The organism is Streptomyces abikoensis (assembly GCF_014648775.1).
In the GTDB taxonomy this organism is placed as follows: Bacteria; Actinomycetota; Actinomycetes; order Streptomycetales; family Streptomycetaceae; genus Streptomyces; species Streptomyces abikoensis.
In genome coordinates, this window is record NZ_BMRT01000004.1 from 526,020 (window position 1) to 545,914 (window position 19,895).

Annotated in this window: 12 protein-coding genes; 7 read left to right on the forward strand and 5 right to left on the reverse strand. The window is 73.1% G+C overall.

What is annotated here, in order from left to right:
* The first annotated feature begins 350 nt into the window (after positions 1-350).
* From IE096_RS16645 to pepN, 3 genes are all read left to right on the forward strand, one after another.
* A complete protein-coding gene (locus IE096_RS16645; protein ID WP_189452380.1) occupies positions 351-3,671 on the forward strand; it encodes a S8 family serine peptidase in 3,321 nt (1,106 codons plus the stop codon).
* A 171-nt stretch (positions 3,672-3,842) separates the two neighbouring features.
* Positions 3,843-4,871: an aspartate-semialdehyde dehydrogenase gene (locus tag IE096_RS16650; protein WP_189452382.1), complete on the forward strand. Its 1,029-nt coding sequence runs from the start codon at positions 3,843-3,845 to the stop codon at positions 4,869-4,871.
* Positions 4,872-5,010: 139 nt separating this feature from the next.
* A complete protein-coding gene (pepN, locus tag IE096_RS16655) occupies positions 5,011-7,584 on the forward strand; it encodes an aminopeptidase N (protein ID WP_189452384.1) in 2,574 nt (857 codons plus the stop codon).
* Between the two features lie 100 nt (positions 7,585-7,684).
* Here pepN and IE096_RS16660 read toward each other — a convergent pair whose 3' ends face one another.
* The 3 genes from IE096_RS16660 to malQ all read right to left on the reverse strand — a co-directional run bounded on the left by IE096_RS16660 (position 7,685) and on the right by malQ (position 11,188).
* Positions 7,685-8,650, reverse strand: a complete 966-nt coding sequence (locus IE096_RS16660) for an acyl-ACP desaturase (RefSeq protein WP_373298148.1) — start codon at positions 8,648-8,650, stop codon at positions 7,685-7,687.
* A 157-nt stretch (positions 8,651-8,807) separates the two neighbouring features.
* Positions 8,808-9,077 (reverse strand): hypothetical protein, encoded by a 270-nt coding sequence (locus IE096_RS16665; protein ID WP_189452386.1) that lies wholly within the window; start codon positions 9,075-9,077, stop codon positions 8,808-8,810.
* Positions 9,078-9,124: 47 nt separating this feature from the next.
* Positions 9,125-11,188, reverse strand: a complete 2,064-nt coding sequence (gene malQ, locus IE096_RS16670) for a 4-alpha-glucanotransferase (RefSeq protein ID WP_189452388.1) — start codon at positions 11,186-11,188, stop codon at positions 9,125-9,127.
* 233 nt (positions 11,189-11,421) lie between these two features.
* Here malQ and IE096_RS16675 point away from each other — a divergent pair, with 233 nt between their 5' ends.
* A complete protein-coding gene (locus tag IE096_RS16675; RefSeq protein ID WP_189452390.1) occupies positions 11,422-14,487 on the forward strand; it encodes a glycoside hydrolase family 84 protein in 3,066 nt (1,021 codons plus the stop codon).
* 66 nt (positions 14,488-14,553) lie between these two features.
* Here IE096_RS16675 and IE096_RS16680 read toward each other — a convergent pair whose 3' ends face one another.
* On the reverse strand, positions 14,554-15,090 hold the full coding sequence (locus tag IE096_RS16680) for an HNH endonuclease (protein ID WP_126914175.1): 537 nt from the start codon (positions 15,088-15,090) through the stop codon (positions 14,554-14,556).
* Positions 15,091-15,359: 269 nt separating this feature from the next.
* Here IE096_RS16680 and IE096_RS16685 point away from each other — a divergent pair, with 269 nt between their 5' ends.
* Positions 15,360-16,442 (forward strand): mechanosensitive ion channel family protein, encoded by a 1,083-nt coding sequence (locus IE096_RS16685; protein WP_189452392.1) that lies wholly within the window; start codon positions 15,360-15,362, stop codon positions 16,440-16,442.
* Positions 16,443-16,519: 77 nt separating this feature from the next.
* Here IE096_RS16685 and IE096_RS16690 read toward each other — a convergent pair whose 3' ends face one another.
* Positions 16,520-17,023 carry an FBP domain-containing protein gene (locus IE096_RS16690; RefSeq protein ID WP_189452394.1) on the reverse strand — a complete coding sequence of 168 codons (504 nt, stop codon included), beginning with the start codon at positions 17,021-17,023 and terminating at the stop codon, positions 16,520-16,522.
* Between the two features lie 228 nt (positions 17,024-17,251).
* On the opposite strand from IE096_RS16690, the gene IE096_RS16695 reads away from it, so the two are divergent.
* Both IE096_RS16695 and IE096_RS16700 read left to right on the forward strand, forming a co-directional pair.
* On the forward strand, positions 17,252-18,406 hold the full coding sequence (locus IE096_RS16695; RefSeq protein WP_189452396.1) for an ROK family transcriptional regulator: 1,155 nt from the start codon (positions 17,252-17,254) through the stop codon (positions 18,404-18,406).
* Positions 18,407-18,506: 100 nt separating this feature from the next.
* The gene (locus tag IE096_RS16700) at positions 18,507-19,856 is read left to right on the forward strand and encodes an ABC transporter substrate-binding protein (protein ID WP_189452398.1); all 1,350 of its coding nucleotides are present in this window, start codon (positions 18,507-18,509) and stop codon (positions 19,854-19,856) included.
* Positions 19,857-19,895 lie beyond the last annotated feature (39 nt).

Here is a 19,895-nt window from a genome sequence, read left to right on the forward strand (position 1 = left end):
ATACACCACTCGTCCCCTGGCGTACTGACGCTCACTCAGCGTTCACCCGCGCGGGAAGCCCTGGGCCACCCTTGGACGCAGTCTTTTAGTCCGTTTGTCCTACAGGAGCTGAGCCAAGGGAAGGTGCCGACCGCTTCACGGCCTCCGTCCCGCTTCATCCCACCTGGCGGGTGGCGGGTTTACGCCATCTTTATATTCCTGCCCTGGCAACTCTCCCCAAACCCGCATCACTTCCATAAAAGTGATCGCTCATCCGGCTCCGATTTTCGGACGCCGCGTCGTGGTGCCCAGCGTTGTGCACTTTCCGCTGATTTTGCTGTCGCCCCATCACTTCCAGCCCAGGGATGCCCATGACCACCCCCACCCCCGACGCCCCGATCGCGCCGGGCGGCGCGAGACGCGCGACCCGAATAGCCCTCGCGGCCTCCCTCGTGGCCGCGCTCACCGCCGCGGGTGCCGCGCCCGCCTTCGCGGACGACCCCCAGCCGGCCCCGGGCCCGGTGAAGTCCGCCTCCGACAAGCTCGGTTCGCACGACGCGGGCCTCCTCGCCAAGGCCAAGGCCGAGGGCGACAAGACCGTCACCATGATGATCGCCACCGCTCCCGGCCAGACCGGGCAGGTCGCCGCGAAGCTGGACGCGATCAAGGGCGCCTCGGTGGGCCAGGCCTACGACAAGCTCGGCTACGTCCGGGCGACCGTCCCCACCGCCAAGGCCGACGCCGCCATCGACGAGGCCAAGAAGCTGGCCTCGGTGCACGGCATCGACCTCAAGCAGGAGATCCCGCTCCCGGACCCGTCGACCCGTGGGGACTCCGGAAAAGCAGCCCAGGGCGCGCCGAAGCTCGCCAAGGACAAGAAGTACCCGGCGCCCGGCAAGGACACCCCGGCGAAGAACCCGTACCAGCCGGCCTTCGAGACCGGTGCCGTGGACTTCGTCAAGGACCACCCCAAGGCCGACGGCCGGGGCGTGACCATCGGCATCCTGGACTCCGGCATCGACCTCGGGCACCCGGCGCTGCAGAAGACCAGCACCGGCGAGCGCAAGATCGTCGACTGGGTCACCTCGACCGACCCCCTGGCGGACGCGGACGGCACCTGGCTGCCGATGACGCGGGACGTGACCGGCCCGAGCTTCTCCGTAGGCGGCCGCACCTACACCGCGCCCGGCCCGGGCACGTACCAGGTGGCCCTGTTCCGGGAGAACGTCACGGCCGGCGGCGACATGAAGGGCGACCTCAACCGGGACGGCGACACCACCGACTCCTGGGTGGTCCTCTACGACAAGGCCAAGGGCACCGTCCGGGTCGACCTGGACGACGACGGGAACTTCGGGAACGACGAGGAGATGAAGCCGTACAAGGACGGCTTCCAGGTCGGGTACTTCGGCAAGGACGACCCCGCCACCCCGATCGCCGAGCGCATCCCCTTCGTCGTGCAGATCCGCAAGGACGTGCCGATGGACCCCAAGGGCGGCGACTGGGTCGGCAAGAAGGCCGACTTCGTCAGCATCGGCCTCATCGAGTCCGAGCACGGCACCCACGTCGCGGGCATCACGGCCGCCAACGGCCTCTTCGGCGGGAAGATGAACGGCGCGGCGCCCGGCGCCAAGCTCGTCTCCTCCCGGGCCTGCACCTGGTCGGGCGGCTGCACCAACGTGGCGCTCACCGAGGGCATGATCGACCTCGTCGTCAACCGCGGCGTGGACATCGTCAACATGTCGATCGGCGGCCTGCCGGCGCTCAACGACGGCAACAACGCCCGCTCCGAGCTCTACACCCGGCTCATCGACACCTACGGCGTCCAGCTGGTGATCTCCGCGGGCAACAGCGGCCCCGGCGCCAACACCATCGGCGACCCCGGCCTGGCCGACAAGGTCCTCAGCGTCGGCGCGTCCGTCTCCAAGGAGACCTGGGCCGCCAACTACGGCTCCGAGGTGAGGACCCCGTACGCGATGATGCCCTTCTCCTCGCGCGGCCCGCGCGAGGACGGCGGCTTCACCCCGACGATCACCGCCCCGGGTGCCTCGATCAACACCACCCCGACCTGGGAGCCCGGCGCCCCCGTCGCCGAGTCCGGCTACGACCTGCCGCCCGGCTACGGCATGCTCCAGGGCACCTCGATGGCCTCCCCGCAGGCCGCGGGCGCCTCGGCGCTGCTGATCTCGGCCGCCAAGCAGAAGAAGACGAAGCTCACCCCGGCCGATCTGCGCACGGCGCTCACCAGCACCGCGAAGAAGATCAAGGGTGCGCAGGCGTACGAGCAGGGCTCCGGCCTCATCGACGTCGTCGAGGCGTGGGAGGCGCTGCGCGAGGGCGCGACCGCCCATGCCTACACGGTCAAGGCCCCCGTCTCCACCGCGCTCTCCGGCGCGCTGAAGACCCCCGGCTTCGGCACCGGCCTCTACGACCGCGAGGGCGGCCTCAAGGCCGGCGAGAGCCGTACGTACGACATCACCGTCACCCGTACCTCCGGCCCGGACAGGCCCGTGTGGCACGAGCTGGAGTGGAAGACCAACGACGGCACGTTCTCGCTGGTCGGCGACGACGAGGTCAAGCTGCCGCTGAACAAGCCGGTGACCGTCAAGGTCCGGGCCAAGGCGAAGACGGCGGGCATCCACAGCGCGATCCTCACCGTGAACGACGACCGCACCGAGGGAATCGACCAGCAGATCATGACGACCGTCGTGGTCGCCGAGCCGCTCGCGCAGCCGTCGTACGTGGTGAAGAAGACGGCCAAGGCCACGCGCAACGCGTCCACCTCGTACTTCGTGACCGTCCCCAAGGGCGCCAAGACCCTTGAGGTGGCCCTCGGCGGGCTGGCCGCCGGCAGCCAGACCCGGTTCATAGCGATCAACCCCTACGGCGTACCGGTCGACCCCGTCTCCACGGTCAACTGCTACCCGAACTACAAGAACGCGGCGAACACCTGCCGCCCGGACCTGCGGACCTACGCCGCCCCGGTGCCCGGCGTCTGGGAGATCGAGGTCGAGTCCCGCCGCACCTCCCCGCTGCTGGACAACCCCTACACCCTGACGGCCTCGGCGCTCGGCACCACCTTCGAGCCGGCGGTCCAGACCGTCGCCGAGGCCAAGGTCGGCACCCCGGTGGCCGTCTCCTGGAAGGCCACCAACGGCTTCGCGGCCCTGGACGGCACCCTGAAGGGCGGCCGGCTGGGCTCCTCGAAGATCGCCCGGCCGGTGATCAAGCAGGGTGAGAAGCAGACCACCACGGTCACCCTCGGCGAGGGCGTCACCCGCTTCGAGGCCGCGATCGGCGGCACCGCCGACCCCAAGGCCGACCTGGACCTGACCGTCCTCAAGGACGGCAAGGTCGTCGGTTCCTCCGCCACCGGCGGCTCGGACGAGCTGGTCACGCTGGCCAAGCCCGCCGCCGGCGAGTACACGATCGAGGTCAGCGGCTACTCCGTCCCGGCGGGCAGCACCGCCTACGACTACCGCGACGTGTACTTCGCCCCCTCCCTGGGCGAGATCAAGGCCGCCGCGGACCCGGTCAAGCTGGGCGCGGGCCAGTCCGCGCAGCTCACGGCCCAGGTCGTGGTCGCCGGCGCGGCTCCCGAGGGCCGCTCCTTCTTCGGCGACGTCCAGCTGGTCAACGCGGCCGGCACGGTCGCCGGGACCGGCAGCGTGAAGATCGAGAAGGTCCTGCCGTAACCCTCCGGGGCTCATGACGGACGGGGCGGGCGGCCACGGGGGCGCCCGCCCCGTCCCGTCCCTCGGACAACCGATTGGACTTATGGGGCGGGTGGCACCGCATGATGGGAACCGTACGCACCACGCCAGCCGTCGTAGAACGCACGTGCTGAACGCGAGTAGGGAGTCCTCGTGAGGATCGGAATCGTCGGAGCGACCGGCCAGGTCGGCGGAGTCATGCGCAAGATCCTCGCCGAGCGCAAATTCCCGGTCGACACGCTGCGGCTGTTCGCCTCGGCCCGCTCCGCCGGTACGACCCTGCCCTGGGGCGACACGGAGATCGCCGTCGAGGACGCGGCCACCGCCGACTACTCCGGCCTGGACATCGTGCTCTTCTCCGCCGGTGGCGCCACCTCCAAGGCGCTGGCCGAGAAGGTCGCCGCGCAGGGTGCCGTCGTCATCGACAACTCCTCCGCCTGGCGTCGCGACCCCGAGGTGCCGCTGGTCGTCTCCGAGGTCAACCCGGACGCGATCGCGAACCGCCCCAAGGGCATCATCGCCAACCCGAACTGCACCACGATGGCCGCCATGCCGGTCCTCAAGCCGCTGCACGAGGAGGCGGGGCTGACCGCCCTGATCGCCACCACCTACCAGGCGGTCTCCGGCTCCGGCCTGGCCGGTGTGGCCGAGCTCGACGGCCAGGTGCGCGCGGTCGCCGACCGGGCCACCGAGCTCGCCCACGACGGCGAGGCCGTGGAGTTCCCGGAGCCCGGTGTCTACAAGCGCACCATCGCCTTCAACGTGCTGCCGATGGCCGGCTCGATCGTCGACGACGGCCTCTTCGAGACCGACGAGGAGCAGAAGCTCCGCCACGAGTCCCGCAAGATCCTGGACATCCCGGAGCTCAAGGTTTCCGGCACCTGTGTCCGCGTCCCGGTCTTCTCCGGCCACTCGCTGCAGGTCAACGCCCGCTTCGAGCGGCCGATCAGCGTCGAGCGCGCCTACGAGCTGCTGGCGGCCGCCCCCGGCGTCGAGCTCTCCGAGATCCCGACCCCGCTCCAGGCGGCCGGCAAGGACGCCTCCTACGTCGGCCGCATCCGCGTCGACGAGACCGTCGAGCACGGCCTGGCGCTGTTCCTCTCCAACGACAACCTCCGCAAGGGCGCCGCGCTGAACGCCGTCCAGATCGCGGAGCTCGTCGCCGAGGAGCTCCGCGGCTGACGCCGGGCGAAAAGCGACGCGAGGGGCGGGCCGCCACGGCCCGCCCCTTCGTTCATCCGCCGTCAGCGTACGGAGGGCGACGTCCCGGGCACGGCGTGGAAGGATGGCCGGAACATCGCGACGTGAAGGAGATGGCCAGGTGCCCGGTACGAATCTGACCCGCGAAGAGGCACAGGAGCGGGCGCGGCTGCTCAGCGTGGACTCGTACGAGATCGAGCTCGACCTCTCCGGTGCCCAGGACGGCGGCACCTACCGGTCCGTGACCACCGTGCGCTTCGACTCCGCCGAGGCGGGCGCGGAGACCTTCATCGACCTGGTCGCGCCCACGGTGCACGAGGTCGTCCTCAACGGCACCGCGCTGGCCGCGGCCGACGTCTTCAAGGACAGCCGCATCGCGCTGCCGGGCCTGGCGGCCGGGCGCAACGAGCTGAAGGTCGTCGCGGACTGCGCGTACACCAACACCGGCGAGGGCCTCCACCGCTTCGTGGACCCGGTCGACCAGCAGGCCTACCTGTACACCCAGTTCGAGGTGCCGGACGCCCGCCGCGTCTTCGCCTCCTTCGAGCAGCCCGACCTGAAGGCGACGTTCCGGTTCACCGTCAAGGCCCCCGAGGGCTGGACGGTCATCTCGAACTCCCCCACGCCGGAGCGCCCCGCCGACAACGTCTGGCGCTTCGAGCCGACCCCGCGCATCTCGACGTACATCACCGCGCTGATCGCGGGCCCGTACCACTCGGTGCACAGCAGCTACGAGAAGGACGGCCAGTCCGTCCCCCTGGGCATCTACTGCCGCCCCTCGCTCGCCGAGTTCCTCGACGCGGACGCGATCTTCGAGGTCACGCGGCAGGGCTTCGACTGGTTCCAGGAGAAGTTCGACTACGCCTACCCCTTCGCCAAGTACGACCAGCTCTTCGTGCCGGAGTTCAACGCCGGCGCCATGGAGAACGCGGGCGCGGTCACCATCCGCGACCAGTACGTGTTCCGCTCGAAGGTCACGGACGCCTCCTACGAGCTGCGCGCCGAGACGATCCTCCACGAGCTGGCCCACATGTGGTTCGGCGACCTGGTCACCATGGAGTGGTGGAACGACCTCTGGCTGAACGAGTCGTTCGCCACGTACACCTCCATCGCCTGCCAGGCCTACGCGCCCGGCAGCAAGTGGCCCCACTCGTGGACCACGTTCGCCAACTCCATGAAGACCTGGGCCTACCGGCAGGACCAGCTGCCCTCCACCCACCCGATCATGGCGGAGATCCGCGACCTGGACGACGTCCTGGTCAACTTCGACGGCATCACCTACGCCAAGGGCGCGTCCGTCCTCAAGCAGCTCGTCGCCTACGTCGGCATGGACGCCTTCTTCCAGGGCGTGCAGGCGTACTTCAAGGCCCACGCCTACGGCAACACCCGCCTGTCCGACCTGCTGGGCGCCCTGGAGAAGACCTCCGGCCGCGACCTCTCGGCCTGGTCGAGGAAGTGGCTGGAGACCGCCGGCATCAACATCCTGCGGCCCGAGATCACCACGGACGCCGACGGCGTCATCACCGCCTTCGCCGTCCGCCAGGAGGCCCCGGCCCTCCCCGCCGGCGCCAAGGGCGAGCCGACCCTGCGCCCGCACCGCATCGCGATCGGCCTCTACGAGCTCGAGGACGGCAAGCTCGTCCGCGACGAGCGCGTCGAGCTGGACGTCGACGGCGCGCTGACCGACGTCCCGCAGCTGGTCGGCAAGCGCCGCCCGGCGGTCGTCCTGCTCAACGACGACGACCTGTCGTACGCCAAGGTCCGCCTGGACGCCGAGTCCCTGGCGACCGTCACCCAGCACCTGGGCGACTTCGCCGAGTCCCTCCCCCGCGCCCTGAGCTGGGCCTCGGCCTGGGACATGACCCGCGACGGCGAGATGGCCACCCGCGACTACCTGGACCTGGTGCTCTCCGGCATCGCCAAGGAGTCGGACATCGGCGTCGTCCAGTCCCTCCAGCGCCAGGTCAAGACCGCCCTGGACCTCTACGCGGCCCCGGCCTGGCGCGAGACGGGCCTGGCGAAGTGGACCGAGGCGACGCTCACCCACCTGCGCGCGGCGGAGCCCGGCAGCGACCACCAGCTGTCCTGGGCCCGCGCCTTCGCGGCCACCGCCCGCACCGCCGAGCAGCTCGACCTGCTCGCCGGGCTGCTGGACGGCACCGAGACCGTCGAGGGCCTGACCGTCGACACCGACCTGCGCTGGGACCTGCTCGGCCGGCTGGCCGCGACGGGCCGCGCCGACGAGAAGGCCATCGCGGCGGAGCTGGAGCGCGACAGGACGTCGGCGGGCGAGGAGCACGCCGCGTGGGCCCGGGCCGCCCGCCCGACGGCGGAGGCCAAGGCCGAGGCGTGGGCGTCGGTCGTCGAGTCCGACAAGCTGCCCAACGCGGTCCAGGAGTCGGTGATCAGCGGCTTCCAGCAGGCCGACCAGCGCGACCTCCTCGCGCCGTACGCGGAGCGGTACTTCGCGGTCGTCAAGGACGTCTGGGACAAGCGCAGCCACGAGATGGCCCAGCAGATCGCGGTCGGGCTGTACCCGGCGCTCCAGGTCTCGCAGGAGACACTGGACGCGACGGACGCCTGGCTCGCCTCGGCCGAGCCGAACGCCGCGCTGCGGCGGCTGGTGACCGAGTCCCGCGCGGGCGTCGAGCGGGCGCTCAAGGCGCAGGCGGCGGACGCGGCGGCCACCGCGTAGTTCTCGCTCCGGCCCGGGGTGCGGTGCAGGCCGCGGGTGGGTTGTGCCCACCCGTTCCGCCCTGCGGAACGCCTGTCCACAACCCCGGGCCGAGGGGCCCTCAGCCCTGGCGAGCCGCCCGGCGAGCGAGGATCGCCTGGCGGCGCTCGTCGAACTTGCGGCCCTGCTCGTCCAGGTCCGCCATGAACAGGCCCAGTTCCTCCTGGGCCTGCAGCCCCTCCGGGCCCAGCCCGTCGATCTCCAGGACCTTCAGGAAGCGCAGCACCGGCTGCAGCACGTCGTCGTGGTGGATCCGCAGGTTGTAGATCCCCCCGATCGCCATCGTGGCGGCCGCCCGCTCGAAGCCCGGGATGCCGTGTCCCGGCATCCGGAAGCCGGTGACGACGTCCCGCACCGCGCTCATCGTCTGGTCGGGCGCCAGTACGAAGGCCTGCTTGAGCAGGTTGCGGTAGAAGACCATGTGGAGGTTCTCGTCGGTGGCGATCCGCGAGAGCATCCGGTCGCAGACCGGGTCACCCGAGTGGTGGCCGGTGTTGCGGTGCGAGATCCGCGTGGCCAGCTCCTGGAAGGCGACGTAGGCCACCGAGTGCAGCATGCTGTGCCGGTTGTCGGACTCGAAGCCCTCCGACATGTGCGCCATCCGGAACCGCTCCAGCGCCACCGGGTCGACGGCGCGCGAGGTGAGCAGGTAGTCGCGCATGACGATGCCGTGCCGCCCCTCCTCCGCCGTCCAGCGGTGCACCCACGTGCCCCAGGCCCCGTCGCGGCCGAAGAGCTGGGCGATCTCGTGGTGGTAGCTGGGGAGGTTGTCCTCGGTCAGCAGGTTGACGACGAGGGCGGTGCGCCCGATGTCACTGACCTTGGACTGCTCGGGCGCCCAGGCCTCGCCCTCCATGACGCCGTCGAAGTTCCGCCCGTCGCTCCACGGCACGTACTCGTGCGGCATCCATTCCTTGGCGACCTTCAGGTGGCGGTTCAGCTCGGTCTCGACGACTTCCTCGAGCGCGTACAGCAGGCGGCTGTCGCTCCAGACGGCCGAGCCGTGGGAAGGGGGGGCGATGGTCACGGGCAGCTCCAGAACGATCATCACCTACGGTGGCGTAGGTTACGACACCGTAGGTTAACCGTCGCCCGAACGCCAAAGCCCGTGGCCTCTACAGTGAAATGGGCAACAAAAAAGCCGACACCTCGAAGGTGTCGGCTTTCGCTCCCGCGCGGTGGTGTCAGCGCGAGTGGTGGGTGTTGACGGCGTGGGTGGCGGTGTTGTCGGAGTTCCTGGCGAGGACCATCGTCAGGCCCGCGATGACCAGGAAGAGGACGATCGGCGCGGCCACGTAGAGGCCGAGCGTGTTGATCACGCTCAGGCCGGGGCCCGGGTCGTCACCGTCGTCGCGGGTGAGCGCGAACGCGGGGGACGACATCAGCAGCATCAGCAGCGTGCCGGCGGAGATCGCACCGGCGCGCACGGCGTTCTTGTTGACCTTATTGCTCACAGCCTCAAATTATCGGACCGGCATGAGAGCCGCGCGCCCGGGGTGGCCTATGGGCGTCCGCCCCACCGCCGCACCTCGTCCACCAGGGCCTGGAGCCGGGGCGAGGCCACCAGCTCCTCCAGCGACAGCGGCCGGCCCGAGGCGTCGGCCACGGGCAGCCGCCAGTTCGGGTACTGGTCCCAGGTGCCCGGCAGGTTCTGCGGGCGGCGGTCCCCCACCGCGTCCGGCAGCCAGACGCCCACCAGCCGGGCCGGGGTGCGCAGCAGGAAGCGGTGGACGGCCAGGACCGCCGCCTCCTCGTCGCCGGGCCCTTCCGGCAGCAGGCCCAGCCGGCCGAGGGCGGCCAGCCAGCGGGCGACGTCCGCCGCGTCCTCGCGCTGCTCGACGGCGAGCGGCCGGGTGAGCAGCCCGAGCCGGTGCCGCAGCGCCACGTGGTCGCCGGTCAGCCGGGCGGCGGTGCTGGGCAGGTCGTGGGTGGTGGCGGTGGCCAGGCATGCCTCGCGCCAGCGCTCCGGGGGCAGGGGCTCGGGATCCGCCTCGCCACTCGCGGCGTTTTCGTAGTCCCGCTCGAACCAGAGCACCGAGGTGCCGAGCACCCCGCGCTCGGCCAGCGCCTCCCGGACGCCGGGCTCGACGGTGCCCAGGTCCTCGCCGATGACGGCGGCGCCCGCCCGGTGCGCCTCCAGGGCGAGGACGCCCAGCATCGCCTCGGCGTCGTAGCGCACGTAGGCGCCGCGCCGGGGCTCGTGGCCCCGGGGCACCCACCAGAGCCGGAACAGGCCCATCACATGGTCGATCCGCAGCGCCCCCGCGTGCCGCAGCAGCCCGCGCAGCAGATCGCGGTAGGGGGCGTAGCCGGTGGCGGCGAGGGCGTCGGGGCGCCAGGGCGGCAGGCCCCAGTCCTGGCCGTGGGGGCTGAAGGCGTCGGGGGGCGCGCCGATGGACATCCCGGCGGCGAAGGCGTCCTGCTGGGCCCAGGCGTCGGCGCCGGAGGGGTGGACGCCGACGGCCAGGTCGTGGACGAGGCCGACGCGCATGCCCGCCTCGCGGGCGGCCCGCTGGGCGGCGGCCAGCTGCCCGTCGGTGAGCCAGGCGAGCCAGCAGTGGAAGTCGACGCGGTCCAGCAGCTCGCCGCGGGCGCGGGCGGTGCGGGCGGAGCGGGGGTCGCGCAGGCCGGCGGGCCAGGACCGCCAGTCGGGGCCGTGCGCCTCGGCGAGGGCGCACCAGGTGGAGTGGTCGTCGAGGGCCTGGCCGCCCTCGGCGAGGAAGGCGGCGTAGGCGGCCCGGCGGCCGGGGGACGCGGGGACGGCCCGCAGCAGCTCCAGCGCCCGGCGCTTGAGCTCCCAGACGGCGTCGCGGTCGATCAGCGCGCCGTGGCGCAGGACGGCCTCGCGGAGGACGGCGGCGCGGGCGAGCAGCGTCTCCACCTCCTCGCGCGCCGCCCCGGTCAGGTAGGCGAACTCGGGGATCTCCTCGACGCGCAGATGGACGGGGTCGGGGAAGCGGCGGGAGGAGGGGCGGTAGGGCGAGGGGTCGGTGGGCGGTCCGGGGACGGCCGCGTGGAGGGGGTTGATCTGGAGGAAGTCGGAACCGGCACAGCGGCCGGCCCAGGCCGCGAGGTCGGCGAGGTCGCCGAGATCCCCCATGCCCCAGGAGCGGGCGGACAGCAGGGAGTAGAGCTGGACGAGGAAGCCGTGGCCGCGCTCCGGGGGCACGGGCAGCCGCTCGGGCGCGACGATCAGCGGCGCGCTCGCGGTCCGCCCGTCGGGGGTCCGGGCGCGCAGGACGTGCCCGCCGTACGGGAGGGGCCCGGCGTTCCAGGGGAGCGTGGCGCCGTCCTCCGTCTCGACGCTCAGGGCCGTGCCCTCGGGGAGCGGCGGCGGGCCGCCCGTGCGGCCGCGCAGGACGACGGCCGGGGGCAACAGCCGGCCGCGCTCGGCCTGCTCGCGGGCCGCCAGGGCGTCCCGGACGGCCCGGGGCGTGGAGGCGTCGACGCCCAGCGCGGCGAGGACGGCGACGAGCGTGTCCTCGGGGACGCGGACGACGCTGCCGGGCGCGGGCTCGTAGGACGTGGCGACGCCGTGCAGCTCGGCGAGGCGTGCTCTGTCCATCCGGACCTCCGTGGTCGCCGCCGCCGACTGCTCCTGCTGCCTACCCACTCCGCGCGGCGGACGACACATCCGTACATCCCGCCGGGCATTACCGGCAGTTCGGTCAGCTGCGTTGACATGCCATCAGCGCTGGTGATGGGCTCGTGGCGGCTTTTCCGGGGCACCGCCCCGCACCTTGGTCCCGCACCCGGGTCCCGCACTTCGTCCCGCAACGCGTCCGGAGGAGAAGAACCATGCCCCACGGAAGCGAGCGGACCGGCCGGGCCGTGGGCACGGGGCGCCTGGGGCGTCCCGGACCGCGCCGCGCCGGGGTCACGGTGCTGGCGGCCGCGCTCCTCGGCGGGCTGCTCGGCGGGGCCGGGGACGCCGTGGCCGACCCCCTGCCGGGTGACGCCGCGTCGGCCGCCGCCGGTTCACCCGGCTCCCCGGACCGGGAGAGCGCCGGGGGCCTGCCGCCGGTGTGGCCGCGCCCCCAGTCGGCGCGGGCCCTGGGCGGCTACGCGCGGGTGGGCGACGAGGTCACGCTGATGGCCGACCAGGGCACCGACCAGTACGCCCTGGAGGCGCTGCGGGAGGTGCTGCGCGCCCAGGGCGCCCGGACGGTCGTCGACGCGCAGCCGGGCGGCACCCCGCCGGCCGGCGGCCTGATCGTCTACGCGGGCGGGCAGGCGGCCGAGGCCGCGCTGCGGGCGCTGGGCGCCCAGCCGGTCGGCGACCTGCCCATGGGCGGCTACCGGCTGGCCACCGGGCAGGTGGACGGCCGGCCGGTGGTGGCGCTGGCGGGCGTGGGCGAGGACGGGCTCTTCCACGCGGCGCAGACGCTGCGGCAACTGGCCGTGGCGCACGACGGGGGCCGCGCGTTCGCGGGGGCCGTGATCCGCGACTGGCCGGGCACGGCGGTGCGCGGGCTGACCGAGGGCTTCTACGGGCAGCCGTGGTCGCACCAGCAGCGGCTGGCGCAACTGGACTTCCTGGGCCGCACCAAGCAGAACCGCTATCTCTACGCGCCCGGCGACGACCCCTACCGCACGGCCCGCTGGCGCGCCCCCTACCCCGCCGAGCGGCGCGCGGAGTTCCGGGAGCTGGCCGAGCGGGCCCGCCGCAACCACGTGACGCTGGGCTGGGCGGTCTCGCCGGGGCAGGGGATGTGCTTCTCGTCGGTCTCGGACATGCGGGCGCTCAAGCGCAAGGTCGACGCGATGTGGGCCCTGGGGGTGCGCGCCTTCCAGCTGCAGTTCCAGGACGTCAGCTACAGCGAGTGGCACTGCGACGCCGACGCGGACGCGTTCGGCTCGGGTCCGAAGGCGGCCGCGAAGGCGCAGGCGAAGGTCGCGGGCGAGCTGGCGAAGCACCTGGCGGCCAAGGGCTCGGAGGCGGCCCCGCTGTCGCTGCTGCCGACCGAGTACTACCAGGACGGGCGCACCGCCTTCCGGCGCGCGCTGGCCGAGGCGCTGGACCGCCGGGTGGAGGTGGCCTGGACGGGGGTCGGGGTGGTGCCGAAGACCATCACCGGCGGCGAACTGGCCGACGCCCGGGCGGCGTTGGCGCACCCGCTGGTGACCATGGACAACTACCCGGTCAACGACTTCGCGCAGGACCGTATCTTCCTCGGCCCGTACACCGGCCGCGAGCCGGCCGTGGCCGCGGGGTCCGTGGCGCTGCTGGCCAACGCGGCGGCGCAGCCCACCGCTTCGCGCATCCCGCTGTTCACCGCCGCCGACTTCGCGTGGAACCCGCGCGGCTACCGGCCCGACGAGTCCTGGCGGGCGGCCGTCGACGACCTCGCGGGCGGGGAGCCGGGCGACGCGGCGACGCGTGAGGCCCTGCGGGCGCTCGCCGCGAACGACGCGTCCTCGGTGCTCGGCGGCGAGGAGTCGGCGTATCTGCGCCCGCTGCTGGACGCCTTCTGGGACGCCCAGGGCACGGCCGACGCGGGAAAGCTGACGGAGGCCGCCGACCGGCTGAAGGCGGCCTTCCGCACCATGGCCGACGCCCCCGCGCGGCTCGCCCCGCTGCTCGGCGGCGAGATCCGGCCGTGGCTGGACCAGCTGGGCCGGTACGGCGAGGCGGGCGGCCGGGCCGTGGACATGATCACCGCGCAGGCGCGGGGCGACGGCGCGGCGGCCTGGCAGGCCCAGCTGGACGTCCAGCGGCTGCGCGAGACGATCACGAAGGAGCGGGCGACCGTCGGCAAGGGCGTGCTGCTGCCGTTCCTGGAGACGGCCCTGGCCCGGGCCAACGGCTGGACCGGCGTCGACCGGCCGCTGCGCACGGCGGGCGCGGCCACCGACGGCGATCCGGCCACGGCCGTCACCCCCAAGCCGGGGGTCCCGCTGTCCGTACGGCTGCCCCAGCCGCGTCCGCTGACGGTGGTCACCCTGCTCACCCAGCCCGCGCCCGGGGCGGGCGGCGTGGTCGAGGCCCATGATCCGGCCCGGGGCTGGCAGCCGCTGGGCCGGGTCGCGGACGGCGGCTGGACCCAGCTGCCGGGCAAGGGCGTCAAGGCCGACGCGCTGCGCGTGGTGTGGGACGGCGGCGCCACGCCGCCGGCGGTGCACGAGCTCACCCCGTGGTTCGCCGACAGCCCCACCGCCACCGTCGAGCTGACGGGCGGCGACACGGACGCGGAGATCGGCGGGCGGCCCGCGGTCGTCGAGCTCCGCATGATCAATCAACGGCCGGAGGCCATCAAGGAGCGGCTCACCGTGGCCGCGCCGACGGGCGTGAACGTCAAGGCCCCGGCCGAGCTCACCGCCGTGCGCGGGGGCGTGACCACGGCCCGCGTCGAGCTGGCGGTGCCGGCGGGGGCGCCCGCCGGGACGTTCACGGTGCCCGTCCGGCTGGCCGGGCAGGAGAAGACGGTCACCGTCCGGGCGTATCCGCCGACCGGCGGCCCGGACCTGGCGCGCGGCGCCCGGGCGACGTCCTCCGGCGACGAGACGGCCGCCTTCCCCGCCTCGGCCGCGATCGACGGCGATCCGCGCACCCGCTGGTCGTCCCCGCACACCGACGCCGCCTGGTGGCAGCTGGAGCTGGCCCGGCCCGTCCGGCTGGGCCGGCTGGTGCTCCGCTGGCAGGACGCCCACCCGCTGCGCTACCGCGTCCAGGTCTCGCCGGACGGCCGCACCTGGCGGGACGCGGCGGTGGTCACCGACGGCAAGGGCGGCGTGGAGTCGGTGCGCATGGACGCGCCGGACGCGCGGTTCGTGCGCGTCCAGGGCGAGAAGCGGGCCACCCGCTTCGGCTATTCGCTGTGGGAGGTGGAGGCCTACGCGGTGCAGGCCGCCAAGGGCTCCTGAGCGGCGGCGCCGGGCCCTGCCCGGCGCCGCCCGCCCCTGCCCGGAAACGACGACGGCCCGGTGGTCTCAGGCGGAAATGCCGTCGATCCGGGCCATCGCGTCCTCCGCGCCGTATGCCTCCAGATAGGGAAGCCAGCGCGGGTCCCTATGGCCCGTGCCGATGATCCGCCACGCCAGGCCGGACGGCGGCGCGGGCTGGTGGCGCAGCCGCCAGCCGAGCTCCCAGACGTGCCGGTCGGCCTTGACGTGGTTGCAGCGGCGGCAGGCCGCCACCACGTTCTCCCAGTTGTGCTGGCCGCCGCGGCTGCGCGGGACGACGTGGTCGACGCTGGTTGCGACGCCACCGCAGTACGCGCAGCGTCCGCCGTCCCGGGCGAAGAGGGCACGGCGGGTGAGCGGGACGGGGCCCCGAAAGGGCACCCGCACGAAGCGCTTCAGGCGGACGACGCTGGGTGCGGGGATGGTGCAGGTCGCGCTGTGCAGAAAGGCGCCGGTGTCCTCGAGGCTGACGGCCTTCTCATTGAGGACGAGTATGAGCGCGCGGCGGAGCGGTACGACGCCGAGCGGCTCGTACGACGCGTTGAGGACCAGGACATGCGGCACGGGTGCCTCCTTGTACGCCGGCGGCGCGTGGCTCGCGCCGGGACGATCTCCTGCAAGTGTCCCCTGGTCCCCGCCACGAGCGCCACCATCATCGGGTAACGGGTCTCAGGTGTTTTGGAGCACACCCAGGACAATCACGGCCACGCACGCGCAAGACATGCCCCTTCTCGAACACAACAACGGAGCATTCCGTCTGCCCCGTTAGTGTGGTGAATCGGCCCGCACCACTCCTCGCCGCGGGCGACGTCCCCTATCGGAGGATTTCTGCTGTGTTCCGGTCCGCTGTTCTGGCCACAGACGCGACACCCCGCCCGGTGTCCCTGGACGAGGCCCAACGCACGGCGAACGACGCCGCGGGCTGGGTCGAGCAGAACTGGTCCGTCTGGCTGACCAACGGCCTGCGGATCGTGCTGATCATCGTGATCGCGGTGGCCATGCGCTCCCTGATCCGCCGGGGCATCACCAAGCTGATAGCGCGGATGAACCGCACCGCCCAGGCCGTCGACGGCACGGCTCTGGGCAGCCTGCTGGTCAACGCCGAGCGGCGGCGCCAGCGCTCCGAGGCCATCGGCTCGGTGCTGCGGAGCGTCGCCTCGTTCCTGATCATGGGTACGGCGGCGCTGACCGTGCTCTCCGTCCTCAAGATCAACCTCGCGCCGCTGCTGGCCAGCGCCGGTGTGGCCGGTGTGGCCATCGGTTTCGGCGCCCGGAATCTCGTGACCGACTTCCTCTCGGGCGTCTTCATGATCCTCGAGGACCAGTACGGCGTCGGCGACGAGGTCGACGCGGGCGTCGCCAAGGGCACCGTCATCGAGGTCGGGCTGCGCGTGACCAAGCTGCGCGGCGCCGACGGCGAGATCTGGTACGTCCGCAACGGCGAGGTCAAGCGGATCGGCAACCTCAGCCAGGGCTGGGCGACCGCGGGCGTCGACGTCCAGGTGCGCTCGGACGAGGACCTGGACCGGGTGCGCGCGGTGATCGAGCGCACCGGCGAGGAGATGCAGAAGGCCGAGCCGTGGAGCGAGCGGCTGTGGGAGCCCGTCGAGGTGCTGGGCCTGAACGCCGTCTACCTCGACTCGGTGGTCGTCCGCGTGTCGGCCAAGACGGTGCCGGGCAAGGCGCTCTCCGTGGAGCGCGAGCTGCGCTGGCGCATCAAGCGCGCCCTGGACGCCGAGGGCATCGCCATCGTCGGCCAGCCGCACGAGCAGGAGCTGCGGACGGCGGCGCCGGCGGCGGACGCGGCGACGGCCGTCGCCGCCCCGTCCGCCATGGCCAACCCCACCTCCCCGCAGTCGCTGGCCACGGCGCCGATACCGCCGGCGCCGACGGGCGTGACGCTCGGCAAGCCGTAGCACCCCCGGGACAGCAGAGGGCCCCCTCGCCGCCGATGTGGCGAGGGGGCCCTTGGCTTCTCTGGCCTGCGGGGGCGTCAGCCCTCCTGGAGGACCTTGTCCAGGAATTCGTCGAGGTTGCCGCGCAGCCGGTCCAGGCGCTCCTCGACGGAGAGGGACTCCTTGTAGCGCATGGCCATCAGCGGCGTCTTCTTCCCCCGCACGTACAGCGGGCAGGCCAGGTCCGCGCACATATAGGCGCCGACCGTGTTGCCGTCGCGGCCGGAGGCCCCGACCTTGCGGGCGGCCAGCAGGGACACGCCCGAACCGCCGTGGGCGGTCAGGCACAGCGAGCACATGGTGGTCTTCGTCAGCGCCCGGGGCCCGCCCTGCGGCACCCGCAGGGTGACGCCCACCAGCTCACCGGCCCGCTCGGCGACGAGATAGCCCCGGTCCGGGGCGCCCGGGTCCCGCCAGCCCAGGAAGTCCAGGTCGGCCCAGGGGAGCCCGTCGAGCTCCCGGGGCAGGCTCATCCTGCGGGCCTCGCCCTTCGAGCAGTTGACGAAAGAGGCGCGTATCTCGCTGTCGCCCAGTGGTTCCATGCGTCGGGAACCTACCGGCGGGCATGCCGCCATGTCGCGTTATTTTTGCCTCGGAAGAACCGATTCCGCTGCTCCGGACTCCTTGACGGTGCGCTGACCTGCGCCTAACGTCCTGGGCAAACGATAGGAAAGTTTCTTTACAGACTGTTCGAGGGACACCTCGAGGGCGGGGGACCACACGCGATGGCCGGAACCGGAATCCCCGGGACACCCCGTGTCCTGCGGGCGATGAACGACCGCGCCGCGCTGGACCTGCTGATCAGCCACGGTCCCCTGACCCGCACCCGCCTCGGCGAGCTCACCGGGCTGTCCAAGCCCACCGCCTCCCAGCTGCTCGCCCGGCTGGAGGCCGGCGGGCTCGTGCGCGCCGTCGGCAACGTCACCGGCCGCCCCGGCCCCAACGCCCAGCTGTACGAGGTGAACCCCTCGGTCGCCCACGTGGCCGGCCTCGCCGTCGACGAGAAGGGCATCTCGGCCGCCGTCGCGGACATCACGGGCACCGTGCTCGGCGAGCACCGCGTCGAGGCCGATGTCACGGACGAGGGGACGCCGGGCCGCACCGCCGCGCTGGTGGCCGCCGCCGTCGACGGCGCGCTGGCCGCCTGTGGCCTCGGCCACGAGGCCCTCCACCGCACGGTCATCGGCACCCCCGGCGCCGTCGACCCGAACACCGGCACCCTGCGCTACGCCCCCCACCTGCCCGGCTGGCACTCGCGCACCCTGCGTGCCGAGCTCGCCGAGGTCATCGGCACCCCGGTCGTCATCGAGAACGACGTCAACCTCGCCGCCGTCGCCGAGCGCCACACCGGTGCCGCGCGCGACACCGACGACTACGTCCTGGTCTGGATCGACGAGGGCGTCGGCGCGGCCATCGTCCTCGGCGGCAGGCTGCTGCGCGGGGCGACGGGCGGGGCCGGCGAGGTCGGCTACATGCCCCTGCCCGGCGCCCCGCTGGCCCGCGGCGAGGCGCTGAAGGCCCCGGACGGCGGGGGCGGCTTCGAGAGGCTCGTGGGCGTCCTGGCCGTGGCCCGGCTGGCGCGCGAGCACGGCTTCGACGCCCCCTCGGGCCCCGAGGCGCTCGAACAGGCGGCGCGCACCCCCGGCCCGGCCGCCGATGCCTTCCTCGCCGAGCTGGGCTCGCGCGTCGCCACCGGGCTCGCGGCGATCGTCGCCGTCGTCGACCCGGAGCTGATCGTGCTCTCGGGCGTGGTCTGCCGGGCCGGCGGCGAGCGGCTGCGCGCGGTGGTCGAGGCCGGGCTGACCGGGCTCGCCCTGCCCCGGCCCCGGCTGCGGCTGAGCGAGGTGACGGGCTCCGCCATCCTCATCGGCGCCCTGCGCACCGCACTCACCGACGCCCGGAACGACGTCTTCGACACCGCCTGACCCTGCTCCACCGCCTGGCCCCTGATCCACCGGCTTGCCCCCTCCACCGGCTTCCCCCCACCGCGCGACCCCCGTCCACCGCCGCCAAGGAAGCTCCGTCATGCAGCGATTACGACACCGCTCCCCGCTCCCCTCGCTCGTCCTCCTTCTCACGACGGCCGGGTTACTGCTCTCCGGCTGCGCCCGCCCCGCCGTCGGCAGCGCCGAGGACGACCCGGCCCGCCCGGTGACCCTCCGGTTCTGGCACGGCTGGTCGCAGCGGAGCGAGGTCGCGGCCGTCGACGCCGCGATCGCCCGGTTCGAGCGGCGGCACCCCAACATCCGGGTGGTGACGACCGGGAACGTCACGGACGAGACCGTCAACCAGGCCCTGCGGGCGGGCGGGGGCGCCACACCGGATGTGGTGTCGTCCTTCACCACCGACAACGTCGGCCAGTACTGCTCCTCGGGGATGTGGGCCGACCTCGACCCCTTCCTGCGGAAGTCCGGCGTGGACAAGGCGGCGGTCTTCCCCAAGCCCCTCCTCGACTACAGCTCCTACCGGGGCACCCAGTGCGCCCTCCCGCTGCTCGCCGACGCCTACGGCCTCTACTACAACCGCGACGCCTTCGAGAAGGCCGGCATCACCCGGCCGCCGCGCACGATGTCGGAGTTCGCGGAGGCGGCCCGCAGGCTCACCCGGCGGAGCGCCGGGGGCTCGTACGAACAGCTCGGATTCATGCCCGGCTTCCGGTTCTACGAGAACAGCCCGGAGCGGCTCTTCGCCCAGTGGGCGCCCACCTGGTTCGACGCCGACGGGAGGTCCCGGCTCGCCCGGGAGCCCTCGACCAAACGATTCCTCAGCTTCCAGCGGGGCCTGGTCACCGCCCTTGGGGGATACGGCCCGCTGGAGCGCCACCGCACCACCTTCGGCGAGGAGATGTCCTCCCAGAACGCCTTCCGCACGGGGAAGGTCGCCATGCTCCTGGACGGTGAATGGCGCGGCCGGATGCTCAAGGAGGCCGGCACGGACTTCCGCTGGGGCACGGCCCCGCTGCCCGTGCCCGACGACCAGGCCGACGCCTACGGGCGCGGCTGCCTCACCGGCACGGTCATCGGCATCGCCCACAGCAGCCGGCACCAGAACGCGGCCTGGGAGCTGGTGCGGTTCCTGACGACCGACACCGATCAGGTCGTCGCCTTCGCGAACGCCATCCACAACGTGCCCTCCACCAAGGCCGCGCTCGCCTCCCCCGCGCTCGACGCCGACCCCGCCTTCCGCACCTTCGTCGGCATCGCCGGCGACCCGCACAGCGTCTCCGTGCCGCCCTCGGCCAACGGCGGGATGTACCTCATCGCCCTGCGGGACTTCGGCTACGACAGCGAGGCGGGCCGGGTCCCCGACCTGGACCGGGGGCTGCGCCGCCTCGACCGGCGGATCGACGACGACACCCGCCAGACCGCCGGCTGACCCGCCGCCGCCCCCGCCGCCCGCCACCCGACGAAGGCC